Source organism: Shewanella sp. SG44-6, assembly GCF_014164185.1.
GTDB classification, from domain to species: Bacteria; Pseudomonadota; Gammaproteobacteria; order Enterobacterales; family Shewanellaceae; genus Shewanella; species Shewanella vesiculosa.
Genome location: NZ_JACJER010000007.1, coordinates 18,917 through 35,054, shown reverse-complemented (window position 1 = coordinate 35,054; position 16,138 = coordinate 18,917). Strand labels below are relative to the sequence as shown.

The 16,138-nt window shown below is 40.2% G+C and carries 16 protein-coding genes and 2 tRNA genes; 13 read left to right on the top strand and 5 right to left on the bottom strand.

What is annotated here, in order from left to right:
• Positions 1-114: 114 nt before the first annotated feature.
• Positions 115-894, bottom strand: a complete 780-nt coding sequence (locus tag H5185_RS02410; RefSeq protein ID WP_182741238.1) for a hypothetical protein — start codon at positions 892-894, stop codon at positions 115-117.
• A 388-nt stretch (positions 895-1,282) separates the two neighbouring features.
• Here H5185_RS02410 and cysB point away from each other — a divergent pair, with 388 nt between their 5' ends.
• Entirely contained in the window at positions 1,283-2,260 is a 978-nt protein-coding gene (cysB, locus tag H5185_RS02405) for an HTH-type transcriptional regulator CysB (RefSeq protein WP_182741237.1), read from the top strand.
• A 90-nt stretch (positions 2,261-2,350) separates the two neighbouring features.
• Here cysB and purN read toward each other — a convergent pair whose 3' ends face one another.
• Entirely contained in the window at positions 2,351-2,995 is a 645-nt protein-coding gene (gene purN / locus H5185_RS02400) for a phosphoribosylglycinamide formyltransferase (protein ID WP_124016512.1), read from the bottom strand.
• A complete protein-coding gene (gene purM / locus H5185_RS02395; protein WP_124016513.1) occupies positions 2,995-4,032 on the bottom strand; it encodes a phosphoribosylformylglycinamidine cyclo-ligase in 1,038 nt (345 codons plus the stop codon). The genes purN and purM overlap by 1 nt, the downstream gene beginning before the upstream one ends.
• Before the next feature lie 241 nt (positions 4,033-4,273).
• Between purM and upp the strand changes: the two genes are divergently transcribed.
• Complete coding sequence (gene upp, locus H5185_RS02390) at positions 4,274-4,900, top strand: uracil phosphoribosyltransferase (protein WP_124016514.1); 627 nt, start codon at positions 4,274-4,276, stop codon at positions 4,898-4,900.
• 145 nt (positions 4,901-5,045) lie between these two features.
• Here the strand turns inward: upp and H5185_RS02385 are convergent, their stop codons facing one another.
• Positions 5,046-6,368, bottom strand: a complete 1,323-nt coding sequence (locus H5185_RS02385; protein ID WP_124016515.1) for a Na+/H+ antiporter family protein — start codon at positions 6,366-6,368, stop codon at positions 5,046-5,048.
• Between the two features lie 388 nt (positions 6,369-6,756).
• On the opposite strand from H5185_RS02385, the gene H5185_RS02380 reads away from it, so the two are divergent.
• Positions 6,757-7,362: a peroxiredoxin gene (locus H5185_RS02380; protein ID WP_124016516.1), complete on the top strand. Its 606-nt coding sequence runs from the start codon at positions 6,757-6,759 to the stop codon at positions 7,360-7,362.
• Positions 7,363-7,505: 143 nt separating this feature from the next.
• Here the strand turns inward: H5185_RS02380 and rnt are convergent, their stop codons facing one another.
• Entirely contained in the window at positions 7,506-8,171 is a 666-nt protein-coding gene (gene rnt / locus H5185_RS02375; protein ID WP_124016517.1) for a ribonuclease T, read from the bottom strand.
• A gap of 187 nt (positions 8,172-8,358) precedes the next feature.
• Between rnt and H5185_RS02370 the strand changes: the two genes are divergently transcribed.
• From H5185_RS02370 to H5185_RS02325, 10 genes are all read left to right on the top strand, one after another.
• On the top strand, positions 8,359-9,228 hold the full coding sequence (locus H5185_RS02370) for an OmpA family protein (RefSeq protein WP_124016518.1): 870 nt from the start codon (positions 8,359-8,361) through the stop codon (positions 9,226-9,228).
• 1,135 nt (positions 9,229-10,363) lie between these two features.
• Positions 10,364-10,765 (top strand): tol-pal system-associated acyl-CoA thioesterase, encoded by a 402-nt coding sequence (ybgC, locus tag H5185_RS02365; RefSeq protein ID WP_124016519.1) that lies wholly within the window; start codon positions 10,364-10,366, stop codon positions 10,763-10,765.
• Positions 10,755-11,444: a protein TolQ gene (gene tolQ, locus H5185_RS02360; RefSeq protein WP_124016520.1), complete on the top strand. Its 690-nt coding sequence runs from the start codon at positions 10,755-10,757 to the stop codon at positions 11,442-11,444. The genes ybgC and tolQ overlap by 11 nt, the downstream gene beginning before the upstream one ends.
• Complete coding sequence (gene tolR / locus H5185_RS02355) at positions 11,444-11,872, top strand: protein TolR (RefSeq protein ID WP_124016521.1); 429 nt, start codon at positions 11,444-11,446, stop codon at positions 11,870-11,872. The genes tolQ and tolR overlap by 1 nt, the downstream gene beginning before the upstream one ends.
• Positions 11,873-12,835, top strand: a complete 963-nt coding sequence (tolA, locus tag H5185_RS02350; RefSeq protein WP_182741236.1) for a cell envelope integrity protein TolA — start codon at positions 11,873-11,875, stop codon at positions 12,833-12,835.
• Between the two features lie 43 nt (positions 12,836-12,878).
• Complete coding sequence (tolB, locus tag H5185_RS02345) at positions 12,879-14,207, top strand: Tol-Pal system beta propeller repeat protein TolB (RefSeq protein ID WP_124016523.1); 1,329 nt, start codon at positions 12,879-12,881, stop codon at positions 14,205-14,207.
• A 23-nt stretch (positions 14,208-14,230) separates the two neighbouring features.
• Entirely contained in the window at positions 14,231-14,767 is a 537-nt protein-coding gene (gene pal / locus H5185_RS02340; protein ID WP_124016524.1) for a peptidoglycan-associated lipoprotein Pal, read from the top strand.
• Positions 14,768-14,822: 55 nt separating this feature from the next.
• A complete protein-coding gene (gene ybgF / locus H5185_RS02335) occupies positions 14,823-15,560 on the top strand; it encodes a tol-pal system protein YbgF (protein WP_124016525.1) in 738 nt (245 codons plus the stop codon).
• A 270-nt stretch (positions 15,561-15,830) separates the two neighbouring features.
• Positions 15,831-15,906 (top strand) — tRNA-Lys (locus H5185_RS02330).
• Positions 15,907-16,031: 125 nt separating this feature from the next.
• Positions 16,032-16,107, top strand: a tRNA-Lys gene (locus H5185_RS02325).
• The last annotated feature ends 31 nt before the right edge of the window (positions 16,108-16,138 follow it).

Sequence of the window (16,138 nt, the reverse complement as noted above, 5' to 3'; positions counted from 1 at the left end):
AGTGATTTTTTGTGTGTGGTTAAAAAGTAACGACGACTTTACTTAAAATCAATTTCGCCTATAAAAAAAGCCTCATAACGGGGCTTTTTTTATAGCAAAATTAAAGCAAGACCATCACCATTTCTTTTTCGGTTGAAATAGCATATCAAGATCATCACCTTCTTTTTTCTGTTTTGGTGCACTTGGTTCACTATGCTTTTGAGCACCCATTATTTCATCGAGTAGTTGCTTGGCTTCATCGACTTTACGAGCAATAAAAGGATCATTCGGCGTTTGTCCCTTTATCGTGTGCAAAGTGTTTAAAGCTTTAGTGACCATCTGTTTACTTGAACCGTACTGTTTCATAAAGCAAGCGGCACGTGCTCGAGTAATCATAGATTCAACATTAATTCTTAATTGAAGGTTATCAATACGCATTTCTTCTTGACTAAAAATAGACGGATCAACTTTTCCCTTGTTATGTTCAGCTCGTAAAATCGCTTTAAGTTTTTTGAGTGTTTTGACTAACTCTAAAACTTGTCTGTCATTATCAGGTAAGCGGAAGCCCTCAATCGCAGGGACTTGGCTTGCTGAGCTAGATACACTAGATACTTGTGCTTTTATGTCGTTTAAGCGACGTTCGTAATCAGATTTTAATTGCCCTGATGCATGTAATAATGACTGTTCTAAAGCATCTTGAATGCGGCGATAAAGGATTAACATTATATGGCTAGAAGATGGTGTCATACCTGTGTTAGATAAGACGGCATCGGTTTCATCTATGATGGCGCGCTGACGAGCAATTTCTATGCGACGCTCGACTTCTGCCCGCTCTTTTTGTTGTTGGACAATACTAAAGCCAATAATCAGCAGTAGCAGTGCACCAATAAGAATTAATACCAAAATTAAGGACATAAAGGTTCCATTTTATCTTTCATATCACATGGTAAGTATAGCCAAACAACGATGGCTAGAAGTAAATTTGATGTTGGAATAAGCTGTGCTAATAAAATTTCATCAAAAAGATTCTATATCTTAGCGTATGTTATCGTGGCTGTCGTTGAATAATAAGTCGTTTTGTTGATAAATCATTAAACAGACTAACCAAGATGTTTATAAAAAAGCTAAGTCGATTCAATAACCGCTATTTTTACTTGCTCGTTATTCCTATTTATATTACATTTCAAGTGTCATATAACGTTTTATTATAGTTGAACAATTGTTCTTGCTATGTAAAACAACGACCGATTTTTTCTTATTTGCATATTTGCTGATGAGTGCCGGTTAAATCAAGGATAAAACCATGAAGCTGCAACAACTTAGATATATTGCAGAGGTTGTTAAACACAACCTAAATGTGTCATCAACGGCTGAGAATCTCTATACTTCACAACCCGGTATTAGTAAGCAAGTTAGAATGCTAGAAGATGAATTAGGCATTCAAATATTTGGTCGAAGTGGTAAACACTTGACTCACGTGACCCCTGCAGGTCAGCAAGTTATTGATATTGCAAATGATATACTTGGCAAGGTCGATAGTATTAAGAAGGTGTCTGAAGAATATATCAAGCCCAATCAGGGGGAGTTGAATATTGCTACGACAGATACACAAGCTCGCTATGCTCTGCCACAAATAATTCGTGAGTTCATTAAACGATATCCAAAAGTTAATTTACATATGCATCAGGGCACGCCTTCGCAAATTAGTGAGCAAGCAGTCAGAGGCGATGCGGACTTTGCCATCGCGACAGAAGCGATGCATTTATATACCGATCTCATTATGTTGCCTTGTTACCATTGGAATCGTTCAATTGTCGTCACACGGGATCACCCGCTAGCTTCCCAATCGGCAAAAATCAGTATCGAAGACTTAGCGACGTTTCCATTGGTCACTTATGTGTTTGGTTTTGATAAAGCATCTGAAATTGAAAAGTCGTTTAAGCGTGCAGATCTTGATCCGCGCGTGGTGTTTAGTGCAACCAGTGCCGACGTCCTTAAGACTTATGTTCGTTTGGGGCTTGGTGTAGGGGTGATTGCTTCAATGGCAATTGATCCAGCGGTTGATAAAGATTTAGTGGCAATTGATGCAAGTCATCTGTTTGCCCATAGTACAACCAAAATCGGCTTTAGACGTGGTAGCTTTTTACGTAGCTATATGTATGATTTTATGCGTCATTTTGCACCGCATTTAACCCGAGATGTTGTTGAAAAAGCCGTGGCCCTTCGTGACCAACAATTGATTGATGAAATGTTTTCTAATATTGACCTACCAGTACGTTAGTACTTAATCTCATTTTTGTTTGTTACATAAAAAACCTCGCATGTCAGCGAGGTTTTTTTATGAGCAGCATGTTAAAAGCTGAGTGACAGATTAGTCCGGCGCATACCCAGATTCACCGATTAATAGGCCATCTAAATAAGCTTTACCATCAGTCATAGTCAAACGACCCAGACTGAACCATTTTACCACCAGTGGATAAATAGCATGTTCTTGTTCGTGAACACGCTCTGCTAATGTTTCAGCATCATCTTCAGGGTAAATCGGCACTTTAGCTTGCAATATAGCAGGTCCAGCATCGAGTTCTGGTATCACAAAATGTACACTGGCGCCGTGTTCGGTATCGCCAGCATCAATGGCACGCTGATGCGTGTGTAATCCTGGATATTTAGGCAATAACGATGGATGGATGTTAATCATCTTTCCAAGGAAATGGCTAACAAAATCATCAGTTAAAATACGCATAAATCCGGCTAGAACGATCAGGTCAGGCTGATACTTTTCTATTGCCTTTAATAAACGCGCATCATATTCACTGCGTATTTCATTGGCATAAGGAATAACACAACTGGTATCAATTTCGCTTTGATGGGCGCGTATTAATCCATAAGCATCCGGCTTGTTACTGATCACTCCAACAATGTTAGCTTTTAAATTATCATCACAACCATCAATGATAGCTTGAAGATTACTGCCATTACCGGAAATCAGTACCACAACACGACAGCTTTGGCTCATTAGATGATCTCCACTTGCTCTTCGTCACCTTGACGAGAAGCAATTTCACCTATTAACCAAGCATTTTCGCCTTCGGCGGTTAATAATGCTAATGCGGCATCGACTTTATCTGCTGGTAGTGCAATCACCATACCGACACCACAGTTAAATGTTAGGAACATTTCGTGTTGTGCAATATTGCCGTTTGTCATTAGCCAATCAAACACCACTGGCCACTGCCAAGAGTCACCTTTGACGACAGCTTTGCAATCATCAGGCAGCACGCGTGGGATATTTTCCCAGAATCCACCACCGGTAATGTGTGCCATTGCATGAATGTCTGATTGTTCAATCAGCTTCAATAAAGGCTTAACATAAATTCTTGTTGGTTCAAGTAAATGGTCTATTAATGGCTTACCAGCAAGATCTTGCTGCGGGTCTGCTTTACTCACTTCTAATACTTTGCGGATTAACGAGTAACCATTTGAATGAGGACCACTAGAACCTAGAGCGATAAGTGAGTCACCCGCTTTGACTTTGGTACCATCAATGATGTCTGCTTTTTCAACAACACCAACACAAAATCCAGCTAGATCGTAATCTTCGCCTTCATACATGCCTGGCATTTCAGCAGTTTCGCCACCAATTAAAGCACAACCAGATTGGAAACAACCTTCAGCGATACCTGTAACAACAGAGGTAGCTGTTTCAACGTCAAGCTTACCTGTTGCATAATAATCGAGGAAGAAAAGTGGTTCAGCACCAGAAACAATCAGATCGTTGACACACATTGCAACTAAATCAACACCCACGGTGTCATGCTTTTTGTAATCAATAGCTAATCTTAATTTAGTGCCAACACCATCTGTGCCGGAAACCAGTACAGGGTGTTTATATTTAGTTGGTAATTCGCATAATGCGCCAAAACCACCTAAATTGCCCATAACCTCTGGACGGCGAGTGCGTTTTACCGCAGATTTAATGTTGTTTACTAACGCATTACCTGCATCGATATCAACGCCGGCGTCTTTGTAACTTAGGGGGGTTGGAGTGGTCACGGAGGATCCTCTAGGGTACATCGTTTTATGGAATTTTATGCGCCGATATTCTACCAGTTTGTCGTGCGAGTCGGAAGCCATGTTTTTACTTTATCCTATAAAGAAAACGATGATTTGCCTATTTTTTATTGGTTTAGCTCACGATTTACAGCAATTTTGAAACTTTATGTTTTATAGAGAGGATAAATCGTCTAACATTTATCAAATTTGCCTGAAATAGTCAGAAATCTAGGAGAAATAAATGAAAGTCGTTGAAGTAAAGCATCCTCTGGTTCGTCATAAAGTCGGTTTGATGCGTGAAGCAGATATCAGCACCAAACGATTTCGCGAACTTGCCACTGAAGTTGGCAGTTTATTAACCTATGAAGCAACAGCTGATTTTGAAACTGAAACGGTTACCATAGAGGGGTGGAATGGCCCTGTTACTATTGATCAACTTAAAGGTAAGAAAGTCACTGTCGTGCCTATTTTACGTGCGGGTTTAGGAATGATGGATGGTGTGCTTGAGCACTTACCTAGTGCTCGTATTTCTGTTGTCGGTATTTATCGTGATGAAGAAACATTACAGCCTGTGCCTTACTTTGAAAAAATAGTCAGTAATGTCGAAGAGCGTATCGCATTAGTGGTTGACCCTATGTTAGCCACCGGTGGTTCGATGATTGCGACTATCGATTTACTGAAAAAACGTGGCTGTACTTCGATCAAAGCACTGGTTTTGGTTGCCGCGCCAGAAGGTATCAAAGCGCTTGAACTTGCGCATCCTGATATTGAACTTTATACCGCAGCAATTGATGATTGTTTAAACGAGCAAGGTTATATTTTGCCTGGTTTAGGTGATGCTGGTGACAAGATATTCGGTACTAAGTAATATTAACTGAGTGATTTTTATGCTCAATGTTAAAGACCATTGTTAGATGGCTTGATGCTTTAATACCAGACAATAAAAAACGGGAGCCTTTGTTAGGCTCCCGTTTTTTATTATATCAAGACAGCTCGTCAGTATTTAGCCTATTTTACAATACCATCGCTGCAATCCAGCCAAATATCAGTAATGGGATATTATAGTGAATAAACGTTGGGATAACGCTGTCTCGAATATGGTCATGTTGCCCATCGGCATTGAGACCAGCAGTGGGGCCCAGAGTGGAGTCCGATGCTGGCGATCCTGCGTCACCAAGTGCGGCGGCTGTGCCGACGAGTGCAATGGTTGCCGCAATCGAGAAACCAAAACTGAGAGCTAATGGCACATAAATGGTGGCGATAATAGGAATCGTTGAGAATGAAGAGCCAATTCCCATTGTAATTAACAGTCCAACAATCAGCATCAATAGCGCAGCTAATGCCTTGTTGTCACCAATGATGTCACCTAAAGAGGTTACCAGTGTGCTAACTTCACCAGTTGACTTAACTACTGCTGCAAAGCCTGCCGCTGCAATCATAATAAAGCCAATATTAGCCATCATGTGCACGCCCTGATTAAACAAGTCTTTGCTGACTTCGTGCTTGATTATTCCTGAAAACCGAAAAATGATAAATCCACTTAATGCGCCAAATATCATCGAGTCAGTTTGTAATTGAACAATTAGCGTCGCCAAAATGGCAGAGAGTGAGACCAACAAACTTTTTCGGCTAATGGTGGTTGAAATACTGTCACTGATCACAGGTTGTTCAATCATGTATTCTCTAGGTTTGCGATAACTAATAAATATCGCCGTAAGCAGACCAACAACCATACCTATTGCTGGTAGTAACATTGCCTTAGGTATTTGTTCGGCTACTGCATTTAAGCCATTAGTGTTTAAATTTGCTAACAGGATGTCATTGAGGAAAATGCCACCAAAACCGATAGGTAATATCATATAAGTGGTGACCAAACCGAATGTCAGAATACAGGCAATAAGACGTCGGTCGATATGGAGCTTAGAAATCACATGCAATAGTGGCGGAATAAGGATAGGAATAAAGGCGATATGAATAGGCAAAATATTTTGCGATGATATTGCCATTAACAGTATCGTGATCAATAACAACCACCGTACAACTTGGGTATTACCACTATTAGGTTCTTTACCCAGTTTTTTTATAATTGAATGAGAAATTAACGTTGTTAAACCTGAATGCGATAATGCTGCGGCGAAGGCACCGAGTAATGCATAACTTAATGCGATTTGAGCACCGCCGCCTAAGCCGTCATTAAATGCTGCTATTGTTTGATGAATATCTAATCCACCAACGATACCTGCGACAACAGCACTAATGGTCAATGACACCACAACGTTAATTCGAATAAAGCTTAAAAACAACATTAAGCAAACCGCGATGACAACCGCATTCATAATCATTTTTCTTAAAAGTAAGTGAGGCGGCTATTCTTGACTGCCAATAGTCTATTTGTCCAGCGTATATCGCTTTTTTGATTGTTTATGCTGATTTTTTAGCAATATTGACTAACGTTCATCAGTTGCTGCAAGTAAGGCATCAGTGAAATCTTCTCAACAAATCATCTTGTCATATTGGAAAGATATTATTCAAAGCGTCATGATGTTTTATTTTTCAGCAGGTAAACCAATTTTCATCTGAAATAACTTATAAGTCCGTTGAATTAGATGTATGGTATACAACTGATATATGTCCCAACGTTATAGTTAATTGTTTGCTAGATCACTATTTAGTAAGAACCTTATAACGTTGTCGAGTGTTTAAGCCATTAAATGGAGATAGATAATGAGCGTATTAGTAGGCCGTCCAGCCCCAGATTTTACAGCAGCAGCCGTTCTTGGTTCTGGTGAGATTGTTGACACATTTAACCTCACTACCGCAATTAAAGGTAAGCCTGCGGTTATTTTCTTCTACCCACTTGATTTCACTTTTGTGTGTCCATCTGAGCTAATTGCTTTTGATCACCGCATGGAAGAGTTCACTAAGCGTGGTGTTGAAGTGATTGGTGTTTCTATTGACTCACAGTTCACTCATAACGCATGGCGTAACACTCCAGTAGACAAGGGTGGTATTGGCCAAGTTAAATACACTCTAGTTGCTGACGTTAAGCACGAAATTTGTAAAGCATACGATGTTGAACATCCTGAAGCGGGTGTGGCTTTCCGTGGTTCATTCTTAGTAGATAAAGAAGGCCAGGTTCGTCATCAAGTGGTTAACGATTTACCACTAGGTCGTAACGTTGATGAAATGATCCGAATGATTGACGCACTTCAGTTCCATGAAGAGCACGGCGAAGTTTGTCCAGCGGGCTGGTCAAAAGGCGAAAAAGGTATGACTGCAAGCACTGAAGGTGTAGCGGCATACTTAAAAGACAACTCTGATAAGCTATAATTTGGCGTATTAGAGACAATAAAAAAGCTGCTTCGGCAGCTTTTTTATTGGATCAAAATCATGATTTAGTACTGAATTTGTCGATGTAAATAAATAGTTGGCCATTAATAGCCGGCGAAAAGTGATAAAAATACTGAGCTTAACTATTCGTTTGCAAGATCCTTGCTATCATCTTGGTCCACTAACGGCCAACCGCCGAGCGCCTTCCAACGGTTAACGATTAGGCAAAATAATTCGGCCGTGCGTTCAGTATCGTATAAAGCTGAATGTGCCTCGTTATTATCGAAAGCTATTCCAGCCATTTTACATGCTTTAGCTAACACTGTATGGCCAATCGCAAGACCTGCTAGTGTTGCAGTATCAAAACTTGCAAAAGGATGAAATGGAGAACGCTTTAAGCCGTTTCGTTCAATCGCTTGGTTAACAAAACCTAAATCAAAAGCGGCGTTATGAGCAACAATAATACTGCGATGGCAATCTGCTGCTTTTTGAGCCTTTTTGACTTCTTTGAATATTTCTAAAAAAGCGACTTTTTCGTCAACGGCTCCACGAAGTGGGTTGGTGGGGTCAATACCATTAAACGCCAGTGCTGCAGGTTCTAAGTTTGCCCCTTCAAAAGGTTCAATATGAAAGTGAAGCGTTTTATCAAGTTCAATAATCCCATCGCTATTCATTTTTAATAAGCTGACTGCAATTTCAAGCAACGCATCGGTATTGGCATTAAACCCTGCTGTTTCGACATCGATAACCACAGGGAAATAGCCACGAAAGCGGTGTTTAAACTTGTTAGCGTCGCAAATATCAGTCATTACAGTCTTTATCCTCAATAGCTATCATTTATCGGTGCAAATGATGTAGGCCGAGTATTATGCGCAAACTCAAGCGCAGTGTCATGTTTGATTGTGGTTTTTATCATCGATTAACCATGATTGTTTTCTAAAGGAACAGACTTTGGGGCCGATAGTAAGAATGTAACTAGGTATAAAGGGTGTTTTTATGTGGCGAAAACTGATCGTTCTCACAAGTTTGTGTCTTTGCTCAACAGCCCATGCTGATTTGAGGCACTACGTTGCATCACTTGAAAACTCAGCATGGCGTGTTGGCGAGAATAATCCAATAGAGTGTCGCTTGGAGCATGATATTCCTGATTATGGCCGTGCAATATTTACCAGTAGAGCCGGTAAAAGTTTAAATTTAAGTTTCACCTTAGATATGTGGCTCAAGCCTGATGCTGTGACTAAAGCAACGTTAATTAGCCGAGCTCCTAGCTGGCGTCCAGGGCATAATGCTAAAGAAATTACTGAGTTAACTTACAGTAAGCAGTTTAATGGTGAAGTGCCTAAAAAAGCCGCCTGGTCAATGTTAAATGAGTTGAGTCAGGGGATGGAGCCGACGTTTTATTATGCTGATTGGTACAATAACGATACTAAAATTGCAGTGGGCATCTCTTCAGCTAATTTCGGTGGAAAATATCGTGAGTTTCGCGCTTGTTTAGCTAATTTACTGCCTTATAGTTTTGATGATATCGCTTTTACAGTATTAAATTATCAAGAAGGTGGGGTAGAGCTGACGCGTTTTTCTACCCAGCAGTTACAAAAAATACAGCGTTACTTGTCTTTTGATCCAGACGTTGAGCTGATTTTAGTTGATGCATACACAGACAGTTACGGTGGACGCTCTATTAATCAGAGGGTGTCAGATAAACGAGCTGCCTCAGTGAAAGATATTTTAATTGCTAGCGGTATCCCTAAAGATCGTATTCATACATCCGGTCATGGTGAAAAACGCCATGTTGCAGGCAATGATCTTGCCGAAGAACGTAAGCTAAATCGCCGAGTTGTAATTAAAATAACCAAGCCTATCTAATTCCTCTCATTTATTTTTTAGCTGCGCTACTTAGCGCAGTTAAACTCAGTTGTTTATTTATCACTATCTCTTTGGCCTTGAGCTAAAATAAATACCTTTTGATTGAATGCTGAAGTGTAAAAAGCTTACTAACTTTTTATTAACGGGTTCGATGCTGAAGGTTGAATACCAAGATGTATACTCATATGAGATTAATGTTGATTGCTGCGGCAAAAAAAAGACAAAAAAAACCCACTTAATCCAAGTGGGCTAAATAATTTGCAATCAACAAATCTAAGGAAGGAAGTCAAACATAAGAACTAGAGAAAACTGAGGTATTGGGTTACATCAGTTTGGAGTTCTTGATTTTCAATATCTGAATCACAAGTCTTGAAAACGAGATCATAATAGAATTAATACACTAAACTGACAAACTAGAAAAATTACTCTTTACGATTAGTAAAACTAATCCTTTTTAAGGGTCTTATATTTTTATATCTGCCCTAATCGGCTTATGTAGCGGTTTTCTAAGTTGTTATTTACATTTTTTGCATAAGTATTCGGATTAGATAATTGTGTAATGATTTTATTTAACAAATAGAACATATTTGCGTAAATCATAAAGCCTAATAATGTTCCACAATGTGATTAATATTGCTCTTAATCGTTATTGATAGCATTAATAGACTTCAGTTACTGCGATGAAAAATACTTCAGGTCAGTTTCTTTTGATCCTGTCCCCGAATAGTGTGATAAATAAGCCGCACTTTACCTCGCTCAAAACCATATTTAAGTGGAGTGTATTTTTAGCTTAACTTTTATTAACGTTTACGTTTATGTTGACGTGCGATAATGGGACTGCAGCGATTATTTTATATTCATTTGTGGTTACATTTTTTACTTTCGCAAGGGCTAATTGTCGGCTGTCAGCGCCAAGTAATATACTATCTTGATGGCATACTTTAGTTAACCGCTTGTTAATTATTAGGTGGAATACATTAATAAAGCTTCATCTCTTGCTGTTCCTGAGGTTTTTCGAGTGTTTCAGTTCATTTTGAGCAAAATAAAGTCTGTTTTTACCTTGGTACATTATTCACAAGCGTGTTGGTACTCGGTATAGTAAGCCAACTTTTACAACCTAAAAATTGATGTTCAAATTATGTTTGTTTGGCCCATTTCTGTCTATTACGAAGATACCGATGCTGGCGGTGTTGTGTACCATTCGAATTACCTAAAATTTTTCGAACGAGCTCGTACTCAATGGTTAAAAGCGATGGGTGTTAGTCAAGCGGAACTGTTGACAGAAGACATTGCTTTTGTCGTTAAACATGCTGCATTAGATTTTTGTAAAGCAGCGAAGTTTGAACAGGATTTAGTCGTTGAATCCAAGGTTATAGAATTAAAAAAAGTGTCGTTGGTGTTTCACCAGCGCCTAGTTGATCATCAGGGTGATTGCTATTGTGAAGCGACAGTGGTTGTCGCGTGTATATCTTTATCACGTATGCGTCCCCGCGCTATTCCCCTAAATATTGTTCAGGAGTTTGACAGTGCACGCTGAAATTTCATTTATTGGTTTGTTTTTAGAAGCCAGTGTGTTGGTAAAGTTAGTTATGCTGACCTTGTTGGCATTATCGATTGCCTCATGGGCTGTGATCCTTCAACGCAACAAATTATTAAGCTCAGCAAGAGTCAAGTCATTACGTTTTGAAGATACTTTCTGGTCTGGAGTGGACTTAAATCGACTTTATAAAGAACTGATAGCCAGAGGAAGTGCGATTTCTGGCTTAGAATCGATGTTTGTTGCTGGTTTTAAAGAATATACCCGTTTGAGTAAAGTAAACAGTAAAGCACCTGAAGCGGTTATGGATGGCACCTCTCGAGCAATGCGAGTGAGTTTGTCACGTGAAATGGAAAAACTTGAAAACCATTTACCGTTATTGGCAACCATTGGTTCAACGAGCCCATACATTGGTTTGTTCGGAACTGTTTGGGGGATTATGAATTCCTTTATTGCGCTAGGTGCGGTAGAAAACGCAACCCTTGCAATGGTTGCTCCAGGTATTGCAGAGGCATTGATTGCCACGGCAATGGGTCTGTTTGCCGCTATCCCTGCTGTTATTGGTTATAACCGTTTTACAACGCAAGTTGATAAAATTGAAATGACTTATGCTAACTTTATGGAAGAATTCTCCAACATATTGCAACGTCAAGCATATAGCGAGAAGGAAGCTGTTTAATGTATCAGCGTAAACGTCGTCGCCCAGTTGCAGAAATCAACGTTGTGCCTTACATCGACGTTATGTTGGTGTTGTTGATTATTTTTATGGTGACAGCGCCTATTGTATCCCAAGGGGTCAAAGTAGAATTACCGCAAGGTAATGCGGAATCTTTACCACCGGACAGTAAGCCTCCTATCGTTGCTTCAATTGACGCTGATGGGCAATATTTCTTGAATACAGGTAGTAGCTCAAATTCTCAGGCAATGGACTTAGAGCAGGTATCAACTGAAGTTGGCGCGTTAATCCTACTTGAACCGTTAAGGCCTGTAGTCGTAAAGGCCGATCGTGCAATACCTTACGAAAGTGTTATTCAATTAATGATTAGCTTGCAAGGCGCTGGTGTACCAGCAGTAGGGTTAATGACCGATTCACCAAAGGAGAAATAGGTGGCTGGCAAATCAGATTTAACTGTACCGATGTCTATTTCTGCTGGTATTCACATTGGGTTTATCATCATCTTGGCTTTAGGCATTAGTTTTGACGATAAGCCGAAGGTAATGCAAACGGCTGCTGCAAGTGCGCCAGCTTTGAAAGCGATCGTGATTGATCAACAGAAAGTGAATGATAGAGTTGAGCAGTTAAAGAAGCAAAAACAAGATGTGGCTCAGCAAGAAAAGGCTCGTCAAGCAGAATTAGAACGTAAAGCATTAGAAGCCCGTCGCGAGCGTGAACGCGAGCAGGAAAAAATTAAAACCTTAGAGATCCAGCGTAAACAAAAAGAGCAGGAAACTCAAAAGGCCAATGATGCCGCTAAAGCTGCTCAAGCAAAGCAGGTACTAGAAAAAGAGCGCGCAGATAAAGCTGAAGTGGTTCGCAAACAGAAAGAACAGGAACAAAAAGCTGCAGAAGATGCTGCTAAGAAAGCAGCTGAAAAGCGTAAGCAAGAAGAAGCTGCTGCGAAAAAAGCTCAAGAAGAACGTCAACGTGCTGAAGATGAACGTAAACGGAAGGAAGATGCTGAGCGTAAACGTAAAGCAGAAGCTGATAATAAAGCGCGTCAAGAGCGTGAAATGGCTGAAGCTATGGCTGCAGAGCAAGACTCACTTTCTAAAACGCGCAATAGGCAGGTGTTGTCAGAGGTTGATAAATATAAGGCTATGATTATTGCCACTATTCAACGAAATCTAGTGGTTGATGAGTCAATGCGTGGTAAAAGCTGTCGGGTATTTATTCGTCTAGCTGCAGATGGTTTTGTAACAACAAGCCAAACGTTAGACGGTGATCAGGTTGTTTGTCGAGCAGCGAAAGCCTCAATAAATAAAGCAGGGCGGTTACCTGTGTCACCTGAACCGGCTGTTTATCAGCAATTAAAAGAAATTAATTTAACCGTTTCACCGGAATTTAATTAATATTAATCGTATTTAATGATGGAATTGAGTTAAAAGGAGTCGCATGAAAAATTTGGCTAAATGGCTAACGCTGGTATTGATAGTGTTAACTACACCCGCTCGCGCAGCGTTAGATATTGTGATTACAGAAGGGGTTGATGCAGCAAGACCTATCGCTGTGGTGCCTTTTGTATGGCAAGGGCAAGGTCCTGCTCCAGCGTCTATTTCTGATGTTGTGGTATCTGATTTGGCTCGTAGCGGTACCTTTAAAACTCTCGATGTACGTGCATTACCACAGTCATCTATTGCGTCAGTGAATGATTTTACTGCTCAGAATTGGACTAATGTTGAAGCTGAAGCACTTGTTGTTGGCTCGATTAAGCCCTATGGCGCCGATCAGTATTTAGTGAGTTTTGAACTCATTGATTTAGTTAAAGCACAGCTTCAAGCTGGCAAAGGACCTCAGAATAACAGTGAGTTATTGCTTGAAAGCCGTGAAACCGTTATCAGTGCAAACCAATTTAGACAATATGGTCACCGGATCAGTGATATTGTTTATGAAAAGCTGACAGGAATTCGTGGTGCATTTTTAACCCGTATTGCATATGTTGTGGTAAAACAAGGTCAAAAGGCACCTTATCATCTAATGATTGCTGACTATGATGGCTATAATGAACAAATGTTATTGCGCTCACCTGAGCCATTGATGTCACCGACTTGGTCTCCTGATGGTCGTCGTTTAGCTTATGTGAGTTTTGAAAATAGAAAAGCCGAAATTTTTGTGCAAGACATTTATAGTCAAACACGCACTTTAGTGAGTAGTTTTGATGGCATAAATGGTGCTCCAGCATTTTCACCAGACGGTAAAAAACTCGCTGTCACTTTGTCAAAAGACGGTCAACCAGATATTTATATAATTGATATAACGACTAAAGCTGCTCGACGTATCACAGACCATTACGCAATTGATACCGAACCTTCTTGGTTCCCAGATGGTAAGTCTATTTTGTTTACGTCTGAACGAGGTGGCAAGCCACAGTTATATCGAGTAAATTTAGATACAAATAAAGTCTCGCGCATGACTTTTGAAGGAGAATGGAACCTCGGTGGTTCAATTACCCCAGACGGTCGTAGTATGATTTTTGTAAACCGTACTAACGGTAAGTACCATATTGCTAGAATGGATCTTGCAACACGTTTTATGCAGGTGCTTTCATCAACTCAACTTGATGAATCGCCAAGTGTTGCCCCTAATGGCACTATGGTTATCTACGGTACAACCCATCAAGGTAAGCAAGTATTAGCTGCTGTTTCTATGGATGGCAGATTTAAAGCAAGATTGCCTGTCGGCCAAGGCGAGGTGAAATCACCAGCATGGTCTCCGTTTCTCTAAATAGATATTGATAAGGATTTAAAATGGATCTGAATAAGTTGTTTAAAGCTATGTTGGTTGCAGTTCCGCTTATGGCACTGAGTGCCTGTAGCTCAACTTCAGACTCTGAAACTGACGCTAACGGTTCTATGAGTGGTACAGGTAGTGAATATGGTGTTGGTGGTATTGAAACAGGTGGTGTCGCTCCTGTGTTAAGCCCAACAGAGCAGCAACGTTTAAAAGAACAGGAATTACGTCGTCAAAATATCATTTATTTTGATTTTGACCGTAGTGAAGTTCAAAGCGAAAATGCTGAAATACTTCAAGCTCATGGTAACTATTTAGTTGAGCATCCAAATGTTCGTGTATTGATTGAAGGTCATGCTGACGAACGTGGTACTCCTGAATACAACATTGCACTAGGTGAGCGTCGTGCTAAAGCGATTGCTAAGTATTTACAAGGTATGGGCGTTCAGGCTGGCCAAATGAGCATAGTCAGTTATGGCGAAGAAAAGCCATTGGATTTTTCTCGTAACGATACTGGTTTTGCTAAAAACCGTCGTGGTGTGTTAGTTTACTAAGTAAAAGAAGTACAAGGCCAACCTTTATCGGTTGGCCTTTTTTTAGGAGATAAAAATGAAACAAGCCATATTAGTTGCGGCAATGTTTTTCACAACGGCTTCAGCTTTTGCTGCTCCAGCCCCTGTTGAAGATGTTGCAGGTGGTTCTAATAATGACAGAGTGTCAAGATTAGAACGCATCATTAAAGCAAAGCAGCAAGGCGAGTTTGATATGCAGCGTCGTATGGACTCGTTGCAAAATGAAGTGTTAGAGTTAAGAGGTATTACTGAGCAACAAAATTATCAAATGAATCAGATATTGCAGCGTCAACGACAGCTGTATGAAGAAATTGCTAATCTTACTGCTAAGTCATCAACTCCAGCAGTGCCAGCTCAAGCTGACGCGACAACAGTGGCGGCTGCCAGTTCAACGTTGGATGAAACCGGAAGCTATGAGGCTGCAGTGAATTTAGTCCTCAAAGAACGTAAATACGATGAAGCAATTCCTGCTTTTCGTACCTTCATATCAACATACCCTGAATCTAATTATGCCGCTAATGCAAACTATTGGTTAGGCCAGTTATTGTATAATAAAAGTGAATACAATGACGCGAAACAAGCTTTTAGTACCGTTGTCAGTAAGTTTGCTGATTCAAATAAGCGTGCTGATAGTTTAGTTAAACTGGGCATGATTGCCGAAAAAGAAAATGATTCAGCCGGCGCCAGATCGCTTTATAATAAAGTATTAAAAGAGTATGCAGATAGTGCATCTGCACGCCTTGCACAGCAGCAATTATCGGCATTGAAAGGCTAATCAAGACAAAAAACAGCCTCTTAGTCTGTTTTTCATGCAAACAACAAGAAATTATAAATTTGCGCTTGCATGAGAAATTGAAAAAGGTATTATAGGCGCCCTCAGAACGGCATAGCCTTCTGGGGGTGTTAAGAGCTATAACTTATTCTATCGTTACTGTCTAAGTTAGTGTTTCTTAGTTACCAAGATGGGTCGTTAGCTTAGTTGGTCTTGAAACAGAGACAGTTGGCTTTTTCCCAGTAAGAATAGATATTCTTGCAAAACCAAGATGGGTCGTTAGCTCAGTTGGTAGAGCAGTTGGCTTTTAACCAATTGGTCGAAGGTTCGAATCCTTCACGACCCACCACTTTTTAAATCGTGGCTAAACAATTTAAATGTTACACCAAGATGGGTCGTTAGCTTAGTTGGTCTTGAAACAGAGACAGTGGGCTTTTTCCCCAGTAAGAATAGATGTTCTTGCAAAACCAAGATGGGTCGTTAGCTCAGTTGGTAGAGCAGTTGGCTTTTAACCAATTGGTCGAAGGTTCGAATCCTTCACGACCCACCACTTTTTAAATCGTGGCTAAACAATTTAAATG

Bases quoted from the DNA above. Each gene is read 5' to 3' on its own strand.
- H5185_RS02410 (WP_182741238.1), bottom strand. From the start codon at position 894: ATGTCCTTAATTTTGGTATTAATTCTTATTGGTGCACTGCTACTGCTG.
- cysB (WP_182741237.1), top strand. From the start codon at position 1,283: ATGAAGCTGCAACAACTTAGATATATTGCAGAGGTTGTTAAACACAAC.
- purN (WP_124016512.1), bottom strand. From the start codon at position 2,995: ATGAGCCAAAGCTGTCGTGTTGTGGTACTGATTTCCGGTAATGGCAGT.
- upp (WP_124016514.1), top strand. From the start codon at position 4,274: ATGAAAGTCGTTGAAGTAAAGCATCCTCTGGTTCGTCATAAAGTCGGT.
- H5185_RS02385 (WP_124016515.1), bottom strand. From the start codon at position 6,368: ATGAATGCGGTTGTCATCGCGGTTTGCTTAATGTTGTTTTTAAGCTTT.
- H5185_RS02380 (WP_124016516.1), top strand. From the start codon at position 6,757: ATGAGCGTATTAGTAGGCCGTCCAGCCCCAGATTTTACAGCAGCAGCC.
- rnt (WP_124016517.1), bottom strand. From the start codon at position 8,171: ATGACTGATATTTGCGACGCTAACAAGTTTAAACACCGCTTTCGTGGC.
- H5185_RS02370 (WP_124016518.1), top strand. From the start codon at position 8,359: ATGTGGCGAAAACTGATCGTTCTCACAAGTTTGTGTCTTTGCTCAACA.
- tolR (WP_124016521.1), top strand. From the start codon at position 11,444: ATGTATCAGCGTAAACGTCGTCGCCCAGTTGCAGAAATCAACGTTGTG.
- tolB (WP_124016523.1), top strand. From the start codon at position 12,879: ATGAAAAATTTGGCTAAATGGCTAACGCTGGTATTGATAGTGTTAACT.
- pal (WP_124016524.1), top strand. From the start codon at position 14,231: ATGGATCTGAATAAGTTGTTTAAAGCTATGTTGGTTGCAGTTCCGCTT.
- ybgF (WP_124016525.1), top strand. From the start codon at position 14,823: ATGAAACAAGCCATATTAGTTGCGGCAATGTTTTTCACAACGGCTTCA.